The following is a 19,850-nucleotide window of genomic DNA, read 5'->3' as shown; positions in this document are numbered from 1 at the left end:
TTTGATAAATTATTTGATTATTTGAAATAAAACATTGTCATTTTACTATGGGGTATTTAAAAAATATTTAGACTTTTTTTAAATATAAATTATTCCAAATCTATTTAGTATAGCAGCTAATACAGTATTAATTTATTGTAATTAAAGTAACTTTATAATTTCCGATGTAAGGGTTTAAATTTTTTTGCAATAAAAATAATAATTGCCTGGTTTATGAAATTATATTTTTCTATTGCCGTTTTTTTAGCAAAATCAATCAATATAAGATAGATAATTAAATTTATTCAACAGCGTTGTATTTACAAACACCTTGCTTTTGATAAAATATAATAATTATTATTAACTATTAATATTGGGTATTAAATGTCTATTCTTAAAAAAAGCATTATGATGATTTTTATTCCTGCAACTTTGGCAGCATGTGCAACCAATAAGGGAGATTTTGGTTTTAATGATATTGAAAAGCGCCAACATGAAGCACCTAAGCCGGAATTGAAAGACGAAGCCACACCGCCTCGTTCGGCGGAGGAGCTTTCTGCTTTTATGCAGCCGGGCTTGGGTGCTGAAGTTGCGATTCCTCGGCGAAACAGACACCCTAAAAATTTGCAAGATGAAGTTTTGTTGGATGAAGGGAAAATCATTGCTATTGGTGGGGATTTAAGTATTCCTCATGAACAGGAACTTAAGAAACTTGCTGCTGATAATTACAGTTTTTTATCTGAATCTCATAATAACTTTGGTGAGTCGCATAAACGTGATCACCTAAAATATATCCGTACCGGATATGCGATGGTATTGAGTATTACGGATAGGAATTTTGATGCCAGCAAAGGCCCGCTGAAATTTATCACAGGCCCCTACGGATATGTTTTTTATAAAGGTATCCAGCCTTCGCAAGCTTTTCCGGTTAGCGGCAAAGCAACTTATAAAGGTACATGGGATTTTGTGACCAATGCGAAAAAAGGTCGGGAACGTGGTGATTTTACTGTAGATAATAACTCAGGTCCGGGCGATTATTTTGGTGCAACTTCTGCAGATGATCCGATTAATAATGACTTGGCTGAGGGGCAGCTTCATGCCGGCAAGCCCGTTAAAGTAGGCCACTCCAGTGAGTTTGAAGTGGACTTCGCTAATAAAACCCTTTCCGGTTCTTTATATAAAAACCACCGTTTAAAAAGAGACGAAGAGCAGGAGCAGACCAAGCGATATAGCATTAAAGCCAATCTTGCCGGCAATCGTTTCCGTGGTGAGGCATTGGCAGAAAATCACTCTGATTTGTATTTTGGTAAAGATGCTGATTTGGAAGGTGGTTTTTTCGGCCCAAATGCGGAAGAGCTCGCGGGTAAGTTTTTAGCCAAAGACAATTCTTTGTTCGGTGTGTTTGGTGCACAACGTGAAAAGAAAGATAAGGAGGAAACAGAAACCATCTTGGATGCTTTTGTAATGAATACTAAAGATTTGACATTATCAAAAGCAGATAATTTTGGTGATGCGCGCCAATTGGTTGTGAACGGGCAAGTTTTCTCATTACTGCCTGCCGCTACCGTGCCGTCGCAAGATAGGCCATTTACCGAGTCGTTAAAATACAATTTGGCTGACGGTAAAACATTATCAATCTTGGCATGTTGCAGTAATTTGGATTATCTCAAATTCGGTTCTTATCAAGTTGGCACGGATGATGCCAAAGATTCTCTGATGTTTTTCTTGCAAGGCGACAGAACGCCGTTAGCTCAGATGCCGGTTGACGGTAATGTCCGTTATCAAGGTACATGGCAGGCACGGATTATCAGTAAGACCGGTTATATTTGGAGCGAATCACCCAGTAATCAATCAGGTGGGAGTAGAGCCGTATTTGATGTTGATTTCGCTAAAAAAGCAATTAATGGCACATTAACAGCAGATAACCGTGTTTCGCCTACTTTTACTATCAACGGTCAAATTAATGGTAATGGGTTTGCCGGTATAGCAAAAACAGAACCGAATGGATTTATTTTCGACCCGCAAAGTTCAGCAAATGAGGTACGTGCCAATATTAGTAATGCAGAGGTAAGAGGTGGTTTTTATGGACCGAACGCTTCTGAACTCGGCGGTATTATTCATAGCAACAAGCCCGGGGAAGATGGTGTTGTCGGAAGTTTCGGTGCAAAAAAACAAGTTCCTAATATTTAAAAATAAATCTATTACCTAATTATTGGATGATCGTAAATGACAAATCAATGTAAAAATGTATTTCCTTTTAAGCCTAAAGCCGTTTGTGTGGCAGTGTTATCCGGTATGTTGTTATCTGCCCCTGTATTGGCGGCAGACCAAGCTGATGGGGCAAATGTCGATAATACTCAGGCGCAGCTGGAAGATGTTGTAGTTAAGGCCAAAAAAAGAGCAGGGCGTAGAGACAATGAAGTTACCGGGCTCGGTAAAGTTGTTAAAAACAGCGATACTTTAGATAAAGAGCAGGTATTAAATATCCGTGACCTGACCCGTTATGATCCGGGTATTGCCGTGGTAGAACAAGGACGTGGTGCGAGTAGCGGCTATTCTATCCGTGGTGTGGATAAAAACCGTGTCGGCTTAAATGTGGATGGTTTGCCTCAGATACAGTCTTATACCGTTGACCGTACCTCCGCAAGTAGTGGTGCGAGAAACGAAATCGAATATGAAAATATTCAGTCGATTGAAATTAATAAGGGTGCGAACTCTGCCGAGCAGGGTAACGGTTCTTTGGGTGGTTCGGTGAGCTTCAGAACTAAAGAGCCTAATGATGTGATTAAAGAAGGGCAAAACTGGGGGTTGGATACTAAAAATACATATAGTAGTAAAAACCGTCAGTGGCTTCATTCTATTGCAGCAGCAGGCCGTCTGAACGGTTGGGAGGGGCTAGCTATCTTTACCCACCGAGATGGCTCTGAAACCAAAGTACATCGGGATGCGATTAATCATAATACCGAAATAGAACGCCAAAGCGGCAATGTTACTCCCGGCAATCATTCATGGTTTGTATTGGAGGGAGAGTGTCCGGATCCGGCTAATTGTAGTGCTGTCCGCCCTTTGGCAAGCAGCAATTTAGCAGATACAGTGAAAGAAACGGTTTCGGCGGATGAATATACAGGTAACCAGCGGGTATTACATGATCCGATGGACTATAAGAGCCGTTCTTGGTTATTAAAAGGCGGATATAATTTATCTGACCGTCATTATATAGGCGGTGTGTTTGAAACCAGTAAGCAACGTTATGATATTCGTGATATGACGTTGGAAAAATACTGGCCTGCTTCTTATTTCAAGGAAAATAAAAATATTAGCCCGTCTCGGTTTACTAAAGGTGTTTATCTTCAAGGTGATAGTATATTTAGCGCTTTTGCCGTGCCGGAAGGTGAGTTTCTCGCATCCGGTATGCAATATTCGCGGTTACGTTATTTTGATGAGCGGCACCGTAGAACACGTAAAGGGTTAGAATATCGTTATCAGAATCCCGATAGAGACGGGGTAGTAGACAGACTTCGTTTAAGCTTTGACCGTCAGGATATTTCACTGGATAGCCATCGCCAACGTCGTCATTGTTCGGTTTATCCGACAGTTGATCCAAATTGCCGTGCCAGCCTTGATAAGCCTTGGTCGCTGTATGAGTCTGAACGCAGTGTTTATGACGAAAAACATAATGTGTTCCAATTAAGTGCGGCGAAGAAATTCGATTTCTCCAATACACAACATGATGTGCAATTGGGATTGGGTTTCGATAGGTTTAAATCGACTTTACAGCGTAAAGACTTTTTTATCGAGAATGCTCAGAGCATTCCTGAATTTATTGATGGTAATGGAACCAGGACGAATCCTTATCGTTATCGGCTTCCTCCTGTTAAAATTTATCGGAGTCAATTGTGTCGGTATGACGGTATAGCGGTAGGTGTGATCGGATGTGATCCCCGTGAGATTAAAGGTCACAACTACTATGTTTCATTGCGTGACAATATGTCTTTGGGTCAATACTTCGATTGGGGCTTAGGCGCACGCTATGACTATCATAAAATGACGACGGATGACTCTTGGACGGCACAAGGAACCTTTAAAAACTTTTCATGGAATAGTGGCCTGGTATTTAAGCCAACCCGTTCTTTAAGTTTTTCACACCGTATTTCAAACGGTTTCCGTGTACCGAGTTTTCAAGAGCTATTTGGTATCCGTGTAGATGGTTTTCAAAAAGGTAGAGATGATGATGCGCATTATGTCGGTAAATTTGAACCTGAAAAAGCATTGAATAACGAATGGGGTGTTCATTTAAGAGGCGACTGGGGCACTCTGGAAGCCAGCTACTTCAGAAACCGTTATAAAAATTTAATTGGTCAAAGCACCATCAGTATTCATGCCCCCGGATTTGCCCGCCGTGAACGCGGAATAGGATATCGTAATATTCATAATATTAGTTTGGATGGTATTAATATTATCGGTAAAATCGACTGGAATGGTGTGTATGACAAGGTTCCGGAGGGATTTTACAGTACAGTAGCTTATAATCGTATCAAACTGAAAAAAGCAGAATTGACCCATGACTATTTCAGAACGATTTACAGTCCATTGTTAGATGCAATTCAGCCGTCACGTTATATATTGGGTTTGGGATATGATCATCCGAGCGGAAAATGGGGGGTTAATTCAACCATGACCTACTCAAAAGCCAAAAATCCCAATGAGTTGAAAGGTTTTTATATTTTAGGCTACCGTACTTATGATGAAAGTGCGACCGATAAGGCAACCAAATCTTGGTACACTTTTGATCTGAGCGGCTATGTGACCTTGAAAGATAAGTTTACACTACGCGCCGGTATTTACAATTTAGCAAACCGCCGTTATAGCCAATGGGAGTCTGTGCGCCAATCTGCTATCGGTGCGGTTAACCGGCAAACAGATGTCGGCAGCTATGCGCGTTATGCTGCGCCGGGTAGAAACGTGGCCTTATCATTAGAAATGAAATTCTAATTTTTGAAATTTAACAATTGAATTGGATCATTCATTGATTATGTTGTTGAAAAGCCTTTTGCTTCAGAAATTTATTTTGAAGCAGAAGGTTTTTTATTTTTATTATTTATATTGTTCAAATAAATTTACACATGTTTAATGCTGGCGTAAGAGGCAAAAATCAAGCATAATCGATAGATACGATGTACGTCTTTATAGTGGGATGATAAACGTATCCGGCTGTATCGATGCATTTGTAAATAAATGAAGAATAGTTTGTTTAACCTATGTTGTACTTATCTTTTTTGAAGTTGCACATTGATACCTTGGCAATCTATTCTGAAGTTATCCGTCAAGAAAAAAGTTTATTAAACAGGAGACACCATGAGTCATATTAAAGTACCGGCAGAAGGTCAAAAAATTGTTCCGGGTCAGGCTATTCCCAATAATCCTATTATTCCTTTCATTGAAGGTGACGGTATCGGTGTAGATATCACACCCGTGATGAAAGCAGTGATTGATGCCGCTGTTGAAAAGGCTTACGGAGGAGAGAAAAAAATTCATTGGATGGAAGTTTATGCCGGTGAAAAAGCAACCCGTGTTTACGGTGACAATGTATGGCTGCCTGAAGACACTTTGGAAGCTTTAAAAGAATATTCTGTATCTATCAAAGGCCCGATGACTACTCCTGTGGGTGGTGGTATCCGTTCCTTGAACGTGGCATTGCGCCAAGAGCTTGATTTATACCAATGTGTACGTCCGGTTCGTTATTTTGAAGGTGTACCTTCGCCTTTGAAAGATCCGAGCAAAACCAATATGGTGATTTTCCGTGAAAATACCGAAGATATTTATGCCGGTATCGAGTGGGAAGCTGAAAGCGACAGCGCTAAAAAAATTATCGATTTCCTACAAAATGAAATGGGCGTGAAAAAAATCCGCTTCCCGGGCACTTCGGGCATCGGCATCAAACCCGTTTCTAAAGAAGGTACCACCCGCTTGGTACGCGCCGCTATCCAATATGCGATTGACAATGACCGCGACAGCGTAACCTTGGTACACAAAGGTAACATTATGAAGTTTACCGAAGGTGGTTTCCGCGATTGGGGTTATGAGTTGGCACAAAAAGAATTCGGCGCCGAATTGATTGACGGCGGCCCTTGGTGCAAATTTAAAAACCCGAAAACCGGCAAAGAAATCATTGTGAAAGATGCGATTGCCGATGCCTTCTTGCAGCAAATTGTATTGCGTCCGGCCGAATACGACGTTATCGCTACCTTGAACTTGAACGGTGACTATATTTCTGATGCATTGGCAGCTCAAGTGGGCGGTATCGGTATTGCTCCGGGTGCCAATATTTCTGATCAATATGCTATTTTCGAAGCTACCCACGGTACTGCGCCGAAATATGCCGGCCAAGATAAAGTGAACCCTGGCTCATTGATTTTGTCTGCCGAAATGATGTTGCGTCACTTAGGCTGGAAAGAAGCTGCTGATTTGGTGATTAAGTCTATGGAAAAAGCCATTGGTGACAAACAAGTCACTTATGACTTTGCCCGTCTGATGGAAGGCGCTAACGAAGTATCATGCTCTGCCTTCGGTAAAGCCATGATTGAGCGTATGTAATCATTATTATTCTATGATTTAAAAAACCGTGCGGAATGCACGGTTTTTTTGTAGGCAAATGGTATATAGAAAAACGTTTCAGGCCGTCTGAAAAATTAAATAGCAAGAGTATAAAAAATAAATACGATTAGATAGAAGGCGATGCTGATTCTATTTGTATTCAATTTTGACATTTGAAAATCTAAAAATGAATTTAAATGAAATTCAATGCCTTAATTTTTTAATCTGTTGCAAGGACTGAAATCGGCTTGACACTCATAATATACTTGATTATAGTTCGTTTCTCTTTACGGAGCAGTGGCTGAGAGGCTGAAGGCACACCCCTGCTAAGGGTGCATCTGGGCTAAAACCTGGATCGAGGGTTCGAATCCCTCCTGCTCCGCCAAATATAAAAAATCCCAAGCGATAATAGCTTGGGATTTTTTATTATTGATTTGAAATATCTGAATCTATTTTATGGATCGCTTTATAAACCCAACCAGCCTGAAATAATGTGCCAATAAAACAAGCAGGCCAATGCGCATATAGCAACGGCGATGCCTGCCGCATTCACATTGCTGATTTTCTCTTTAAAAAACCAAGCGCCGATTAAAGTGCCGGAAACAATCACCCCGATATTCATGCCGGCGAATACCAAAGTCGGATTATCGCTCATCACCTGATGGGCGCGTACATAAGTATAGATATTGGCAAAATTCAATACGCCTAATATTAAGCCGCCAAGTATACCTGCTGCCGTCCATTTAACCGATTTGGCAAACAAATAGCCGAACATCAAAATGCCTGCGAGGCAAAATACAATCAGTAAGTTTGCCGAAAAAGCCGCTCCGTTTTTAGCGAGCTGTTTGAATAAAATATCAATTACGCCATAGCCGCACCATACGCCGATTAACCATAGCACAACGGAACCGCCTGATTTCTTTTTACTGCCGGACGGGGCTTTCCATAATAGGCAGACCAAGGCAGTAAAGGCCAACGCCAAGCCGATAAGGCGGCCTTGTGAGAGTTGTTCGCCGAAGATAAGAAAAGAGGCTGCAATCGGCAAGAAAAGGGATAAACGTTGTGCCGCATCGGATTTAACAATACCGGCATGCTCCACCGCCCGCCCCATAATAATAAAAACCGATGGCAGCAAGACACCGAGCGCGGCAAACAGCCACCAAGTCGGCATATATGCTTGCCATGCCTGAAGATTGGGCTTTAAAAGCAGCATACACAATGCAACGGCAACAATATAGTTAGTGGCTACCGCCTGCTCGATATCGATACTTTTGGATCGGGCGATTTTGAGTAAGACGGATACGGCAACGCTGAAACAGATGCTGGCAATCAGATAAATCATGATTTCTTAGACAAAAAGCCGATTATATAGTGAAACCGTTAAAGTATTGGAAGAAAGTGGGGCATAAGGGCGCATTGGCTATTAATACATTAGGCTAGGCCGTCTGAAACCTAAAGCTCTTTCTATTCAGATAAGCATTAGTTTTCAGACGGCCTTTAGTGCGTGATATGCCTCAGTTTGATTAGCTTTGCCTTAAGGCCGAAGCCTCTTTGGCTAAGCGGGTGATGGTGTTCCAGTCTTTGTTTTTTACCGCTTCTTTGGGTGTTAACCATGAACCACCGACGCACAATACATTCGGCAGTTTTAAATAATCGGGTGCGGTTTCTAGTTTGATGCCGCCGGTAGGGCAGAATTTTACTTGCGGAAACGGGCCGTATAGCGCTTTCAACATTTTTTTACCGCCGACCACCTCTGCCGGAAAGAGTTTCATCGTATCAATGCCGTATTCCAATGCCAGCATCAATTCGCCCGGTGTGGCAATGCCGGGAATCACGGTAATATTGCTTTTTGCCGCAGCTTCGGCAAAACGGATATTGAAGCCGGGGCTAATGGCAAATACCGCCCCCGCATCTTCAACGGCTTTAAGCTGTTCGCCGTTGATCACCGTACCGGCGCCGACAATGGCGTTGGGGACTTCTTTTTTAATCCGTTTTATCGCTTCAAGCCCGTGTTCGGTGCGTAGGGTGATTTCAAGGGTCGGAATACCGCCTTCAACCAGTGCATGCGCCAGATCAACGGCGGTATCAATATCGTCAATCGCCATCACCGGTATTACCGCACCGGCACTTAAAATATCACGTGCGTTCATGTTTTACTCCATATTTCAGACGATAGGCCGTCTGAAAATAAATTGAATCTTTGTTTCATTATTTCAAGCCGGAATATATGTTTTCAGACGGCCTTAAGCATGCATAACAGGCTGGAGGCCGTCTGAAAAGCTTATCAGGCAAAGTCACCGCCAAAGCTCATGGCGCCGGTTTCGGCGCTGCTGGTGATGCTGCGGAAGCCGGCAAACAATTCTCTGCCGATGCCGTGGGTATTTTTGCTTAAATCCGGTTCGGGAATATCGCGGGCGTTCCATTCGGCTTCGTCGACCAGCGCGGTTAATTCCCCGCTCACCGAGTCAAAACGAATCATATCGCCCGTACGGATTTTACCGATACCGCCGCCGAGTAAGGCTTCGGGCGACATATGTATGGATGCGGGCACTTTGCCGGACGCGCCCGACATACGGCCATCCGTTACCAGTGCGACCTTAAAGCCGCGGTCTTGCAGAATACCGAGCGGCGGGGTGAGTTTGTGCAGTTCGGGCATGCCGTTGGCACGCGGGCCTTGAAAGCGGACGACACAAATAAAATCGCGTTCCAACTCGCCGCGTTCGAATGCGGCCAGCACTTCGCGTTGGTCGTTAAACACAATCGCCGGAGCTTCGATAATACGGCAATGTTCGCGTACGGCAGATACTTTAATCACGCCGCGGCCGATATTGCCTTTCATCAGGCGCAGGCCGCCATCGGGTGAGAACGGTCGTGAGAACGGTCGTAGAATATCTTCATCGCGGCTGGTTTCTACGGCATCCTGCCATTGCAATTTTCCGTCAACCAAAAACGGTTCTTGGGTATAGGCGGCCATGCCGTGCCCCATCACGGTTTCGACATCATCGTGCAGTAAACCGTTATTGCGCAATTCGCGGATAACGAACGGCAGCCCGCCGACGGCGGCAAAATGGTTGATGTCTGCCTGTCCGTTGGGGTAAACGCGGATAAGTAGCGGAATAATAGATGAAATTTCGTCAAAATCATCCCACGTTAAAATAATACCGGCGGCACGCGCCATAGCAACCAAGTGCATGGTGTGATTGGTCGAACCGCCGGTTGCCATTAAGCCGATAAGCGCGTTAACAAACGATTTTTCATCCAACATTTCGCCAATGGGTTTGGCGGTGCCGTTTTGAATACCTTCAACTAAATGGGCGGCGGCATATCGGGTTAAAGCTTCGCGCATAGGGGTGTAGGGATGGAAAAATGCAGCAGCCGGCAGATGTACGCCCATCATTTCCATCATCATTTGGTTGGAATTGGCGGTGCCGTAGAAAGTGCAGGTGCCGGGGCTGTGATAAGACTTCATTTCGCTTTCCAGCAAAGCATCGCGTCCTACCTTGCCTTCGGCAAACAATTGGCGGGTGCGGGCTTTTTCTTTATTGCCGATACCGCTTTGCATCGGGCCAGCCGGCACGAAAATACCGGGAAGGTGGCCGCAGCTTAAAGCACCGATCATCAGCCCGGGAACGATTTTGTCGCATACGCCGAAGTAGAGGGCGCCGTCAAACATTTGATGCGACAGGCCGATAGCCGTACTCATGGCAATCACATCACGCGAAAATAGAGAAAGCTCCATGCCTTCGTAGCCTTGGGTGATGCCGTCGCACATGGCGGGGGTGCCGCCGGCGACTTGGGCGGTGGCGCCGTGCTGCTGTGCTTCGTCTTTAATCCAATCGGGGAATTGTAAGAACGGTTGGTGGGCGGATACCATATCGTTATAGGCGGTAATCATGCCCAGATTCGGTGTGCTGTGTTTGAGCATTTCGATTTTGATGGTTTGCGGCATAGAGGCATAGCCGTGCGCAAGGTTGGAACAGCCCAATTGGTCGCGCTCAACACGGCCTTTTTGTTGCAAGGTACGGATGCGTGCCAAATAAGTTTCACGGCTTGGGCGGCTGCGATCAATAATCCGTTGCGTGACGGTGGCAAGGGTAGGGTGGATAGGGGTTGTAGTCATTGGTTTGTGCCTTTCTGTATGGCATTCGACGGCGATATTTTTGTTTTAGCCGGTTGGCGATATTTATTGAAAACCGCTTGATTTGTATTGCGCTGTTTTTTTGTTTTAGCTGGTTTTTTATATTTAATAATAGTTAGGCCGTCTGAATGGTTATTTCGTTCATTATAATCTATTTACTTTTATTTTGTAATTTAATTACAAAAAAGGAACTGGGAACGAAACAATATAAAGTGGAAAACAATTGAATTTGCGTTACAGATTTCTATATTACATTTACTTAAGTCAAATTTTTATTAAAAACGGCATAGACAAAAACTGTAGTGCTGTGTAGGATTACTACTGATTTGAAGTAGCCGCCTTATAAAAGTTTCGGTTTTCGGCAAACTTTTATATCGTCACCTACCCGATAAACAACCATGCAATGGGCGTTTGTTCCTATTGTGAAAAGTATATGCCGGAATGAAAGATAAAAATGGATAAGCAGATAAATTTTGATTTTGTGTTGTTCGGTGCCACCGGTGATTTGGCTATGCGTAAGCTTCTGCCTAATCTTTATCAGGCGCATGTGGCCGGATTATTGCATCCCGAAGGGCGTATTCTGGGGGTGAGCCGTAGTGATTTCGATACGGCGGGCTTTTTGGCCAAAGTGGAAACCGATTCGAAAATTCATATCAAAAAGAATTTTAGTGAGGCAGATTGGGCCTCGTTTATCAAGCGTATTACTTATGTTTCATTAAATGTAAACCGTCCCGAAGATTTTAAAGTGCTGGCCGATACGGTAAAAGCGCGTCGGGAAACCGACAATATTGTGATTTATCTTTCTACGGCGCCGAAGTTTTTTGAACCTACCTGCGAACAATTGGCGGCGGTGGGGCTGAATGCGGAAAATGTGCGTGTTGTGCTGGAAAAACCGCTGGGTACCGATTTGCAATCTTCGCAAGAAATCAATAACGGTGTTGCCCGCTTTTTTAAAGAAGATCAAATTTACCGAATCGACCATTATTTGGGCAAAGAATCGTTGCAGAATTTATTAGCCCTGCGTTTTGCCAATGTAATGTTCGAACCGTTGTGGAACAATAAATATATTAAAAGTGTACAACTGACCATTGCGGAAGAATTGGGTGTGGAAGAGCGTGGCGAGTTCTACGATATTACCGGTGCCCTACGCGATATGGTGCAAAATCATTTGATACAGATGCTGTGCATGACGGCGATGGAACCGCCGGCCAGCTTGGATGCCGATGCGGTGCGTGATGAAAAACTCAAATTGATTCAGTCGTTAAAACCGCTGACTACCGCCGATGTGGCCGAAAATGTAATACGTGCTCAGTACACGGAAGCAGAAAAAGACGGTCAAACGGTCAACGGATATTTGCAGGAACATAATATTCCGGCAGACAGCCGCACGGAAACTTATGTGGCGGTGAAAGCAGAGATTAACAATCAGCGTTGGGCAGGCGTACCGTTTTATTTGCGTACCGGTAAGCGTATGGCAGGTAAAGTGGCGGAAATCGTATTGAATTTCCGCGATGCCGCCAACCATATTTTTGACGGCAGCCAAAAAGCTCCCAACCGTTTGGTAATCGAATTGCAGCCGAATGAATCTATCCGTTTGTATACCCAACTGAAAATGCCCGGCAGCGGCAATCATGTCGGCCAAGCGGCGCTCAGTGTGAATATGGCCGAAGCTTTGGAAGGGCGGCGTGCCGAAGCGTATGAGCGCTTGCTGTTGGATGTGATTAACGGCAAGCTGGCGTTGTTTAACCGTCGCGACGAATTAGAAGCGGCATGGGCATGGGTAATGCCGATTATGGAAAGTTGGGCGGCAAATAAAACGACGCTGCACGGCTATCCCGCTTATTCGTGGGGGCCTGAAGCCGCCCGCGAATTGTTGGCGCGCAATGGCGATAAGTGGCACGAAGAGCAGTAAGAAAATGTTTTCAGACGGCCTTAGGGTATGTATAGGCCGTCTGAAATTGAAGAAATAGAAAGAAAAAGAAAAGGTTATTTATGGCTTATGAATGGCATCAACATAAAAATGCCGCCGTTGCTGCAGAAGCATTGGCCGATGCGGTTGCCGAAAAGCTGAACACCGTATTGGTACAACAAGAATATGCGGTTTTAGCGGTATCGGGCGGACGCTCGCCAATTGCGTTTTTTGAAGCACTGTCGCAAAAAGATTTGGATTGGCCGCGTGTTTATATTACGCTGGTGGATGAGCGCATAGTGCCGACGGATCACGCCGATAGCAATACGGCATTGGTTCATCAGTATCTTTTGCAAAATAAAGCGAAAGCGGCCGGTTGGCTTCCTTTGGTTGAGGCCGGCTTAAAAGCAGAAGCGCTACAGCCTGAAGCAGTGGTTCAGACGGCCTTAAAACATTACCGCCGTCGTGATGTGCTGGTATTGGGCATGGGAGGCGACGGGCATACCGCATCGTTGTTTCCGCAGGCGCCGCAATTGGATCAAGGCTTGGATGAGAAAAATGAAATTCCTTTGCTGCATACCACACCGGTTACCGCCGCACACGAGCGCATCAGCATGACACTGAACGCTATTGCCGAAACACCAGCGGTATTTTTAGCCATTCAGGGCGGCGACAAAAAAAATATATTTGAACAGGCTGCCGTTGCGCCGTCCAAACAATTTCCGATAAGTTATGTTCTCAATCACAAAAAGGTAAACTGCCATGTCCACTACTCAGATTAAAACAGCAGCCGTTCAAACAAAAACAGTAGAATGGCCGCGTTTGGTGGCCGATATCGGCGGCACCAATGCCCGCTTTGCTTTAGAAACGGCACCGCAAAAAATCGAACAGGTCGAGGTTTTGCCTTGTAATGATTATGATACGGTGGTGGATGCGGCGCGTGCTTATTTAAAACTTGCCGGTGATCCGAAAATCAGCCATGCCGCCATTGCCATTGCCAATCCGGTGCTGGGCGATTGGGTGCAGATGACCAATCACCATTGGGCGTTTTCGATTGAAACCACGCGTCAGGCTTTGGGCTTGGAAACCTTGATTCTATTGAATGATTTTACCGCGCAAGCTTTGGCGATTACCCGTTTGTCGGATGACGAGCTGGTTCAAGTCGGTGGTTCGCATCAGGTGGAAAATGCTCCGAAAGCCGTTATTGGCCCGGGAACGGGCTTGGGTGTGAGCGGATTGATACCTAGTAATTCAGGTTGGGTGCCTTTGGCCGGTGAGGGGGGACATGTGAGCTTTTCACCGTTTGACGATGCTGAAATTATGATCTGGCAATATGCCCGCAAAAAATACGGTCATGTGTCTGCCGAGCGTTTTTTAAGTGGTGCAGGCCTAACCCTGATTCACGAAGCACTTTCGGCCAAAGAAGGAATTAAACGGCAAAAATTACGGCCGTCTGAAATCAGTGCGCAGGCATTAAGCGGCTCTTCTCCACTTTGCCGTCTGACTTTGGATATTTTCTGTGCCATGTTGGGTACGGCGGCATCCAATCTCGCGTTGACTTTGGGCGCAGGTGGTGGTGTTTATTTGTGCGGCGGCATTGTTCCGCGTTTTATCGATTATTTCAAACATTCGCCGTTCCGCACCCGTTTTGAAAGCAAAGGCCGTTTTGATGCTTATTTAGCGGCTATTCCTGTGTATATTGTTTTGGGGAAATATCCCGGTATTGTTGGTGCTGCAGTGGCATTGTCAAACCATTTGCAAGGTATCTGTAATAATACCGCTGCTTTGGGCGGGGCACAGCAGCAGGAAAACTGTTGATAGCGGAGCAAAATTTGCTGAAAATATTCGATTGTGAATGAAATATTGCCGATACAATACCAATATTAGATAATAAACAACCGGATAAATAGGCAAATAATAAATATTAAATAATATCGGACAGATAGTTATCAGGATGATTTATGATATGTTATTTGAATAAATCGGGCAAACAGCCTGATAGCCGGTGATAAGCCGGATCGGCCGGCTTTTTAAAAGGATATAGAATCATGTTAAGCAAAATCAGTGAGTCGTTGTCTGAACTATCAGGTGCAGAGCGCAAAGTAGCGGAATCCGCATTAGCCGAACCAAAATGGTTTGTACATGCAGCGGTTGCGGAAATTGCCGAACGTGCTTCTGTGAGCCAGCCGACCGTTATCCGTTTTTGCCGTAGTTTGGGTTATAAAGGGCTGCCTGAATTTAAATTAGCATTGTCGGCCAGCATCGGCCATGACGGTATGCCTTATGTGCATGAAGAATTGAATGCCGATGACAATATGGGTGTGGTGGTGGAAAAAGTATTAGGCAATGCCGCCGCTTCGCTTTTAGGTGCGCGCCGCTTTTTAAAAGAAGCTGACTTAGAGCGTGCGGTAACGATGCTCAGCCGTGCACGGCGGATTGAGTTTTACGGTATGGGCAATTCGGGCATTGTGGCTCAAGATGCCCAACATAAATTTTTCCGGTTCGGGATTTCAACCGTAGCTTATGTTGATACCCATATTCAATTGATGGCTGCTGCGGTATTGAGTAAAGAAGATGTTTTGGTTGTGATTTCCAATTCCGGTTCTTCTATTGAATTATTAGATGCTGTGAGCGTAGCCAAAGAAAACGGGGCTTCGATAATTGCGATTACGCGCCCTGATTCACCATTGGCGCAACTGACTGATTGTGTACTAAGTATTTCTTCTTCCGAAAACAGCGAATTGTATACCCCGATGATTTCCCGCCTGTTGCAATTGGCCGTGATTGATATCTTAACCATCGGCTTGGCATTACATTTGGGCGAAACCGCCAGTTTGCAGCTACAAAAAGGCAAACGCAGTATTCACAACAAACATTTGGAATATAACAAGGAAGAGTCATGAAACATTTGCAGGATTTACCGAGCTGGCGGGAATTATGGAAGCATTTTGATGCAACCAAAAGCCTGCATATGCGTGAGTTATTCAAACAAGACCCGGAGCGTGCCCAACGCTATTGGCTGGAAGTCGGTGGGATAACGCTGGATTATTCCAAAAACCGTATCACCGATGAAACATTGGCCTTATTGATGAAACTGGCTAAAGAAGCCGGTGTGCCGGAACGTATCAAGCAAATGTTTCATGGTGAAAAAATCAATACCACCGAAAACCGTGCCGTTTTGCATGTTGCGCTGCGCAACCGCACCAATGCGCCGATTTATGTAGACGGCGAAGATGTGATGCCGGATGTAAACCGTGTGTTGCAGCGGATGGGCGAGTTTGCCCATGAGGTTCGTAGCGGCGAATGGTTGGGCTATACCAATCAGGTGATTACGGATGTGGTCAATATCGGTATCGGCGGCTCCGATTTGGGGCCGTTGATGATGTGTACTGCATTGAAACCTTATGGTCATCCGCGTTTGCATATGCATTTTGTGTCTAATGTGGATGGTTCACAATTGCGCGATGTATTGGAGCAGGTTCACCCTGAAACCACATTATTCATTATTGCCTCAAAAACATTTACCACACAGGAAACGCTGACCAACGCTTTAACCGCGCGCGAGTGGTTCCTACAACATGCCGACGAAGAATCGGCGGTTGCGAAGCATTTTGTCGCCGTTTCTACCAATCAGAAAGCCGTGGCCGATTTCGGTATTAATCCGGCCAATATGTTTGAGTTTTGGGATTGGGTAGGCGGGCGTTATAGCTTATGGTCGGCCATCGGTTTGCCGATTATGCTGTATTTGGGCGAAGAAAACTTTATTGAAATGCTCAATGGTGCACATCTGATGGATCAGCATTTCTATAATTCGCCATTGGAACAAAATATGCCGGTTTTATTGGCGCTTATCGGTATTTGGTATATCAATTATTATGGTGGCGGCAGCCATATTATTGCACCATACGACCAACATCTACACCGCCTGCCTAAATTTATCCAGCAATTGGATATGGAGAGTAACGGCAAGCAGGTCACGTTGGACGGCGAGCCGGTAAAACACGAAACCGCCCCGATTATTTGGGGCGAAACCGGTATTAACGGACAACACGCTTTCTTTCAATTATTGCATCAAGGCACGCACATTACCCCGATTGATTTGATTGCTTCATTGCAAAAACGCAGTAATCTGCCTGGTCATCATGAGATTTTGTTGGCCAATGTGTTTGCGCAGGCCGAAGCGTTTATGCGGGGGAAAACACCCGATGAAGCACGCGCAGAGTTAACAGAACAGGGCATGGACAGTGCGCAAATCGAAGCATTGGTGCCGCATAAAACGTTTTCGGGAAACCGCCCCAGCAATTTGATTTTGATGAATAAAATCAATCCGCGCAATATGGGCAGCCTGATAGCTTTATATGAACATAAAACCTTTGTGCAAGGCACGATTTGGGATATTAATAGCTTTGATCAATGGGGTGTCGAGTTGGGCAAGCAATTGGCAAAAACCATTTTACGCGAGCTGACAGGCGAAACCGCCGTACAAGATCACGACAGTTCAACAGAGCGATTAATTCGTTTATATCGTAATGCTAACTGTGACAAACCGGGGCAGTGTGATTAAACCTGTTTGGGTAAATTTTAGGTTATTCATTTATATTCTTAGCTTTATGTCATAAGTGCCCGTGTTGTTTGAATTCTCAAAATTTAATTTTAAGACATAGGCCGTCTGAAAAGCAGTTTTTAAAATGTTATCTGATTATTTGAATCATTAATGTGATTTGTTTTATTTATTTATATTTAAATGGAGGATAGAGGGAAACCTAAATAATTTACATATTAATATTTTGTAATAAAATAACAGTTGCAAAACTTAACAATATCAGTAAGATGCAACTTAGGAGTTATGTAAGTTAATTTCACGATGTAGTAAATTTGAATTTTATTACAATCAAGTAAACTAAGATGAAGGGCAAATATATATGTCTACGCAGTCACAGCAAAATAATAATAGCGCGCTATCGGTATTGACCGCGCTGTTTTTCATGATGGGGTTTATCACTGCATTAAATGATACCCTCATTCCTCACTTAAAAGCCATTTTCGATTTAACATATGTTCAGGCGATGTTGGTACAGTTCTGTTTCTTTACCCCTTATGCCGTATTGTCTATTTCAATGGGTAAATTGGTTGAAAAAATCGGTTATAAAGGTGGCGTTATCGGCGGTTTTTTACTGACTGCGGTCGGTTGTATCTTGTTTTATCCCGCGGCAAATATTGCTTCATATCCGATTTTTCTAGGGGCGCTATTTATTTTAGCTTCCGGTATTACTTTATTACAAGTAGCCGGTAATCCTTATGTAACTTTATTATCCAAACCTGGCAAAGAATCGGCCACGTTGACTTTAGTGCAGGCTTTTAACTCTTTGGGTACCACCATTGCACCTATCTTTGGTGCTATATTTATTTTGGCCGATATCGAAAAAGTTACCACGAAGGCTGAACAGGTTTCTTCGGTTCAGATTCCTTATTTGGGATTGGCCGGGGTGCTGATTTTATTGGCTGTGTTTGTCAAAATGATCAGATTGCCTGATGCGCGCAAAATTGCCGAAGAAGAAACCGAACACAAACACGACGGTAAAACCAGTGTTTGGCAGTATAAACATCTTGTATTGGGTGCATTCGGTATTTTCTGCTATGTAGGTGCGGAGGTATCTATTGGATCGCTGTTGATCAACGTGATGGAATTAACTGCTAATTTAAACCATTCTACCGGTGCTAATTATCTAGCCCTCTATTGGGGCGGCGCGATGGTCGGCCGTTTCTTAGGTTCGGTGATGATGAACAAATTTGCCCCGAATAAGTATTTGGCCTTTAATGCGACCGTTGCTGTAGTATTGATTGCGATTGCGATTCTATCCGGCGGCGGTGCTATCTCTATGTGGTCGCTATTGGCTATCGGTTTCTTCAACTCGATTATGTTTCCGACCATCTTCTCTTTGGCGACCAAAGGCTTGGGTAAATTTACCGGTGAAGCTTCAGGCATTCTGTGTACGGCTATTGTTGGTGGTGCGATTGTTCCGGTGGTTCAAGGCTTTTTTGCAGACCATATCGGCTTGCTGGTATCGTTCTTCGTATCTGCTTTGTGCTACGTCTACATCGTATTCTTTGCGACCAAAGGCTATAAAATAGATTAAGCTAAAATACCGTGCTGTTGCTTTAGTTATGTGGCAGCACGATATTTGTAGTAGCAATGTTTGGTTTATTGGATTATTAAGCCTTATATCATTTGAAATACGTTATTTAAGTTGTTTTGATAAGTTCAAGGCCGTCTGAAAAATTTTCAGACGGCCTTGAACTTATGATAATTAAAGATATGAGGTACTAATCTAAATGTACTTCTACATTGTCAATCAGGCGGGTTTTTCCTAAGCGGGCAGCGGCAAGCACGACCAAGTCTTTATCACCGGCATGGGCAACTTTTAGGCTTTCTGCGTGACGTACTTCCACATAGTCAACCGTCCAACCTGCTGCCGTTAGGTTCTGTATGGCAGCATTTTCCAATTCGGCGTAAGCCAGGTTGCCTTGGCGTAATGCTTCTGCAATGGCTGTTAGTTCGCGGTATAGGCGTGGTGCTTCGGTGCGCTCTGTTTCATTGAGGTATTGGTTGCGGCTGGAAAGGGCGAGGCCGTCTGAAGCGCGGCCGGTATCGACAGGCACAATCCGGATATTGAAATTTAAATCTTCCACCAAGCCTTTAATAATGGCCAATTGCTGATAGTCTTTTTTGCCAAAGCAGGCGGTATCGGGTTCGACGATATTAAAAAGTTTGCTGACTACCGTAGCCACGCCGCGGAAATGGCCGGGGCGAAATTTACCGCATAATTCATTTTGAAGATTAGGCGGTTCAACGTTATAACGCTGTTCGACATGAGGATAAAGTTCTTTTTCATCCGGTGCGAAAATAACCGCGACATTCTCTTTGCTTAATTTATCGGCATCTTGTTGCAAGGTGCGCGGATATTGGCTGAAATCTTCGCCTTGCCCGAATTGGAGGCGGTTCACAAAAATGCTTACCACGACTTGGTCGGCATGTTTTCCGGCTTCGCGTACCAAAGCCAGATGGCCTTCGTGCAGGTTGCCCATAGTGGGAACAAAAGCAACTCTGCCTGCGGTTTTACGCCATTCGCGTAGTGCTTGCACGGTATGGATAATTTGCATGGTCGGTGTGTCCTTGTTTACGGTATCAGGCCGTCTGAAAAGGTTTCAGACGGCCTTAGATAAAAGCAT

The 19,850-nt window shown here is 44.3% G+C and carries 13 protein-coding genes and 1 tRNA gene; 10 read left to right on the top strand and 4 right to left on the bottom strand.

Going from position 1 to position 19,850, the window contains the following annotated elements:
- Positions 1–387: 387 nt before the first annotated feature.
- From D0T92_RS08295 to D0T92_RS08280, 4 genes are all read left to right on the top strand, one after another.
- Positions 388–2,169, top strand: coding sequence for a transferrin-binding protein-like solute binding protein (locus D0T92_RS08295; RefSeq protein ID WP_191963626.1), 1,782 nt, complete (start codon positions 388–390; stop codon positions 2,167–2,169).
- 87 nt (positions 2,170–2,256) lie between these two features.
- A complete protein-coding gene (locus D0T92_RS08290) occupies positions 2,257–4,971 on the top strand; it encodes a lactoferrin/transferrin family TonB-dependent receptor (protein WP_191963625.1) in 2,715 nt (904 codons plus the stop codon).
- Between the two features lie 363 nt (positions 4,972–5,334).
- On the top strand, positions 5,335–6,573 hold the full coding sequence (gene icd, locus D0T92_RS08285) for an NADP-dependent isocitrate dehydrogenase (protein ID WP_151051903.1): 1,239 nt from the start codon (positions 5,335–5,337) through the stop codon (positions 6,571–6,573).
- Between the two features lie 291 nt (positions 6,574–6,864).
- Positions 6,865–6,958, top strand: a tRNA-Ser gene (locus D0T92_RS08280).
- 81 nt (positions 6,959–7,039) lie between these two features.
- On the opposite strand, the gene D0T92_RS08275 is transcribed toward D0T92_RS08280, so the two are convergent.
- From D0T92_RS08275 to edd, 3 genes are all read right to left on the bottom strand, one after another.
- Positions 7,040–7,915: a DMT family transporter gene (locus tag D0T92_RS08275; RefSeq protein WP_151051901.1), complete on the bottom strand. Its 876-nt coding sequence runs from the start codon at positions 7,913–7,915 to the stop codon at positions 7,040–7,042.
- 181 nt (positions 7,916–8,096) lie between these two features.
- Positions 8,097–8,723, bottom strand: a complete 627-nt coding sequence (locus tag D0T92_RS08270) for a bifunctional 4-hydroxy-2-oxoglutarate aldolase/2-dehydro-3-deoxy-phosphogluconate aldolase (protein WP_151051899.1) — start codon at positions 8,721–8,723, stop codon at positions 8,097–8,099.
- 134 nt (positions 8,724–8,857) lie between these two features.
- Positions 8,858–10,693, bottom strand: coding sequence for a phosphogluconate dehydratase (edd, locus tag D0T92_RS08265; RefSeq protein WP_151051897.1), 1,836 nt, complete (start codon positions 10,691–10,693; stop codon positions 8,858–8,860).
- A gap of 472 nt (positions 10,694–11,165) precedes the next feature.
- On the opposite strand from edd, the gene zwf reads away from it, so the two are divergent.
- The 6 genes from zwf (at position 11,166) to D0T92_RS08235 (ending at position 18,757) form a co-directional block, all read left to right on the top strand.
- Positions 11,166–12,623, top strand: coding sequence for a glucose-6-phosphate dehydrogenase (zwf, locus tag D0T92_RS08260; protein ID WP_151051895.1), 1,458 nt, complete (start codon positions 11,166–11,168; stop codon positions 12,621–12,623).
- 80 nt (positions 12,624–12,703) lie between these two features.
- Positions 12,704–13,402: a 6-phosphogluconolactonase gene (gene pgl, locus D0T92_RS08255; protein ID WP_151051893.1), complete on the top strand. Its 699-nt coding sequence runs from the start codon at positions 12,704–12,706 to the stop codon at positions 13,400–13,402.
- Positions 13,383–14,438, top strand: a complete 1,056-nt coding sequence (locus D0T92_RS08250; RefSeq protein WP_151051891.1) for a glucokinase — start codon at positions 13,383–13,385, stop codon at positions 14,436–14,438. Before pgl ends, D0T92_RS08250 begins: the two co-directional genes overlap by 20 nt.
- Before the next feature lie 230 nt (positions 14,439–14,668).
- Positions 14,669–15,523, top strand: a complete 855-nt coding sequence (locus tag D0T92_RS08245) for an SIS domain-containing protein (RefSeq protein WP_151051889.1) — start codon at positions 14,669–14,671, stop codon at positions 15,521–15,523.
- Entirely contained in the window at positions 15,520–17,184 is a 1,665-nt protein-coding gene (gene pgi, locus D0T92_RS08240) for a glucose-6-phosphate isomerase (protein WP_151051887.1), read from the top strand. The genes D0T92_RS08245 and pgi overlap by 4 nt, the downstream gene beginning before the upstream one ends.
- Before the next feature lie 358 nt (positions 17,185–17,542).
- Entirely contained in the window at positions 17,543–18,757 is a 1,215-nt protein-coding gene (locus D0T92_RS08235; protein ID WP_151051885.1) for a sugar MFS transporter, read from the top strand.
- A gap of 187 nt (positions 18,758–18,944) precedes the next feature.
- On the opposite strand, the gene panC is transcribed toward D0T92_RS08235, so the two are convergent.
- Positions 18,945–19,781: a pantoate--beta-alanine ligase gene (gene panC / locus D0T92_RS08230; RefSeq protein ID WP_151051883.1), complete on the bottom strand. Its 837-nt coding sequence runs from the start codon at positions 19,779–19,781 to the stop codon at positions 18,945–18,947.
- Between the last annotated feature and the right edge of the window lie 69 nt (positions 19,782–19,850).

Origin of the sequence: Neisseria zalophi, assembly GCF_008807015.1 — a bacterium.
Classification (GTDB): domain Bacteria; phylum Pseudomonadota; class Gammaproteobacteria; order Burkholderiales; family Neisseriaceae; genus Neisseria; species Neisseria zalophi.
This window is presented reverse-complemented; position numbering and strand designations above follow the sequence as displayed.

Excerpts from the sequence above, each read along its gene's own strand:
- D0T92_RS08295 (WP_191963626.1), top strand. The coding sequence starts at position 388 with ATGATGATTTTTATTCCTGCAACTTTGGCAGCATGTGCAACCAATAAG.
- icd (WP_151051903.1), top strand. The coding sequence starts at position 5,335 with ATGAGTCATATTAAAGTACCGGCAGAAGGTCAAAAAATTGTTCCGGGT.
- D0T92_RS08275 (WP_151051901.1), bottom strand. The coding sequence starts at position 7,915 with ATGATTTATCTGATTGCCAGCATCTGTTTCAGCGTTGCCGTATCCGTC.
- D0T92_RS08270 (WP_151051899.1), bottom strand. The coding sequence starts at position 8,723 with ATGAACGCACGTGATATTTTAAGTGCCGGTGCGGTAATACCGGTGATG.
- edd (WP_151051897.1), bottom strand. The coding sequence starts at position 10,693 with ATGACTACAACCCCTATCCACCCTACCCTTGCCACCGTCACGCAACGG.
- zwf (WP_151051895.1), top strand. The coding sequence starts at position 11,166 with ATGGATAAGCAGATAAATTTTGATTTTGTGTTGTTCGGTGCCACCGGT.
- pgl (WP_151051893.1), top strand. The coding sequence starts at position 12,704 with ATGGCTTATGAATGGCATCAACATAAAAATGCCGCCGTTGCTGCAGAA.
- D0T92_RS08250 (WP_151051891.1), top strand. The coding sequence starts at position 13,383 with ATGTCCACTACTCAGATTAAAACAGCAGCCGTTCAAACAAAAACAGTA.
- D0T92_RS08245 (WP_151051889.1), top strand. The coding sequence starts at position 14,669 with ATGTTAAGCAAAATCAGTGAGTCGTTGTCTGAACTATCAGGTGCAGAG.
- pgi (WP_151051887.1), top strand. The coding sequence starts at position 15,520 with ATGAAACATTTGCAGGATTTACCGAGCTGGCGGGAATTATGGAAGCAT.
- D0T92_RS08235 (WP_151051885.1), top strand. The coding sequence starts at position 17,543 with ATGTCTACGCAGTCACAGCAAAATAATAATAGCGCGCTATCGGTATTG.
- panC (WP_151051883.1), bottom strand. The coding sequence starts at position 19,781 with ATGCAAATTATCCATACCGTGCAAGCACTACGCGAATGGCGTAAAACC.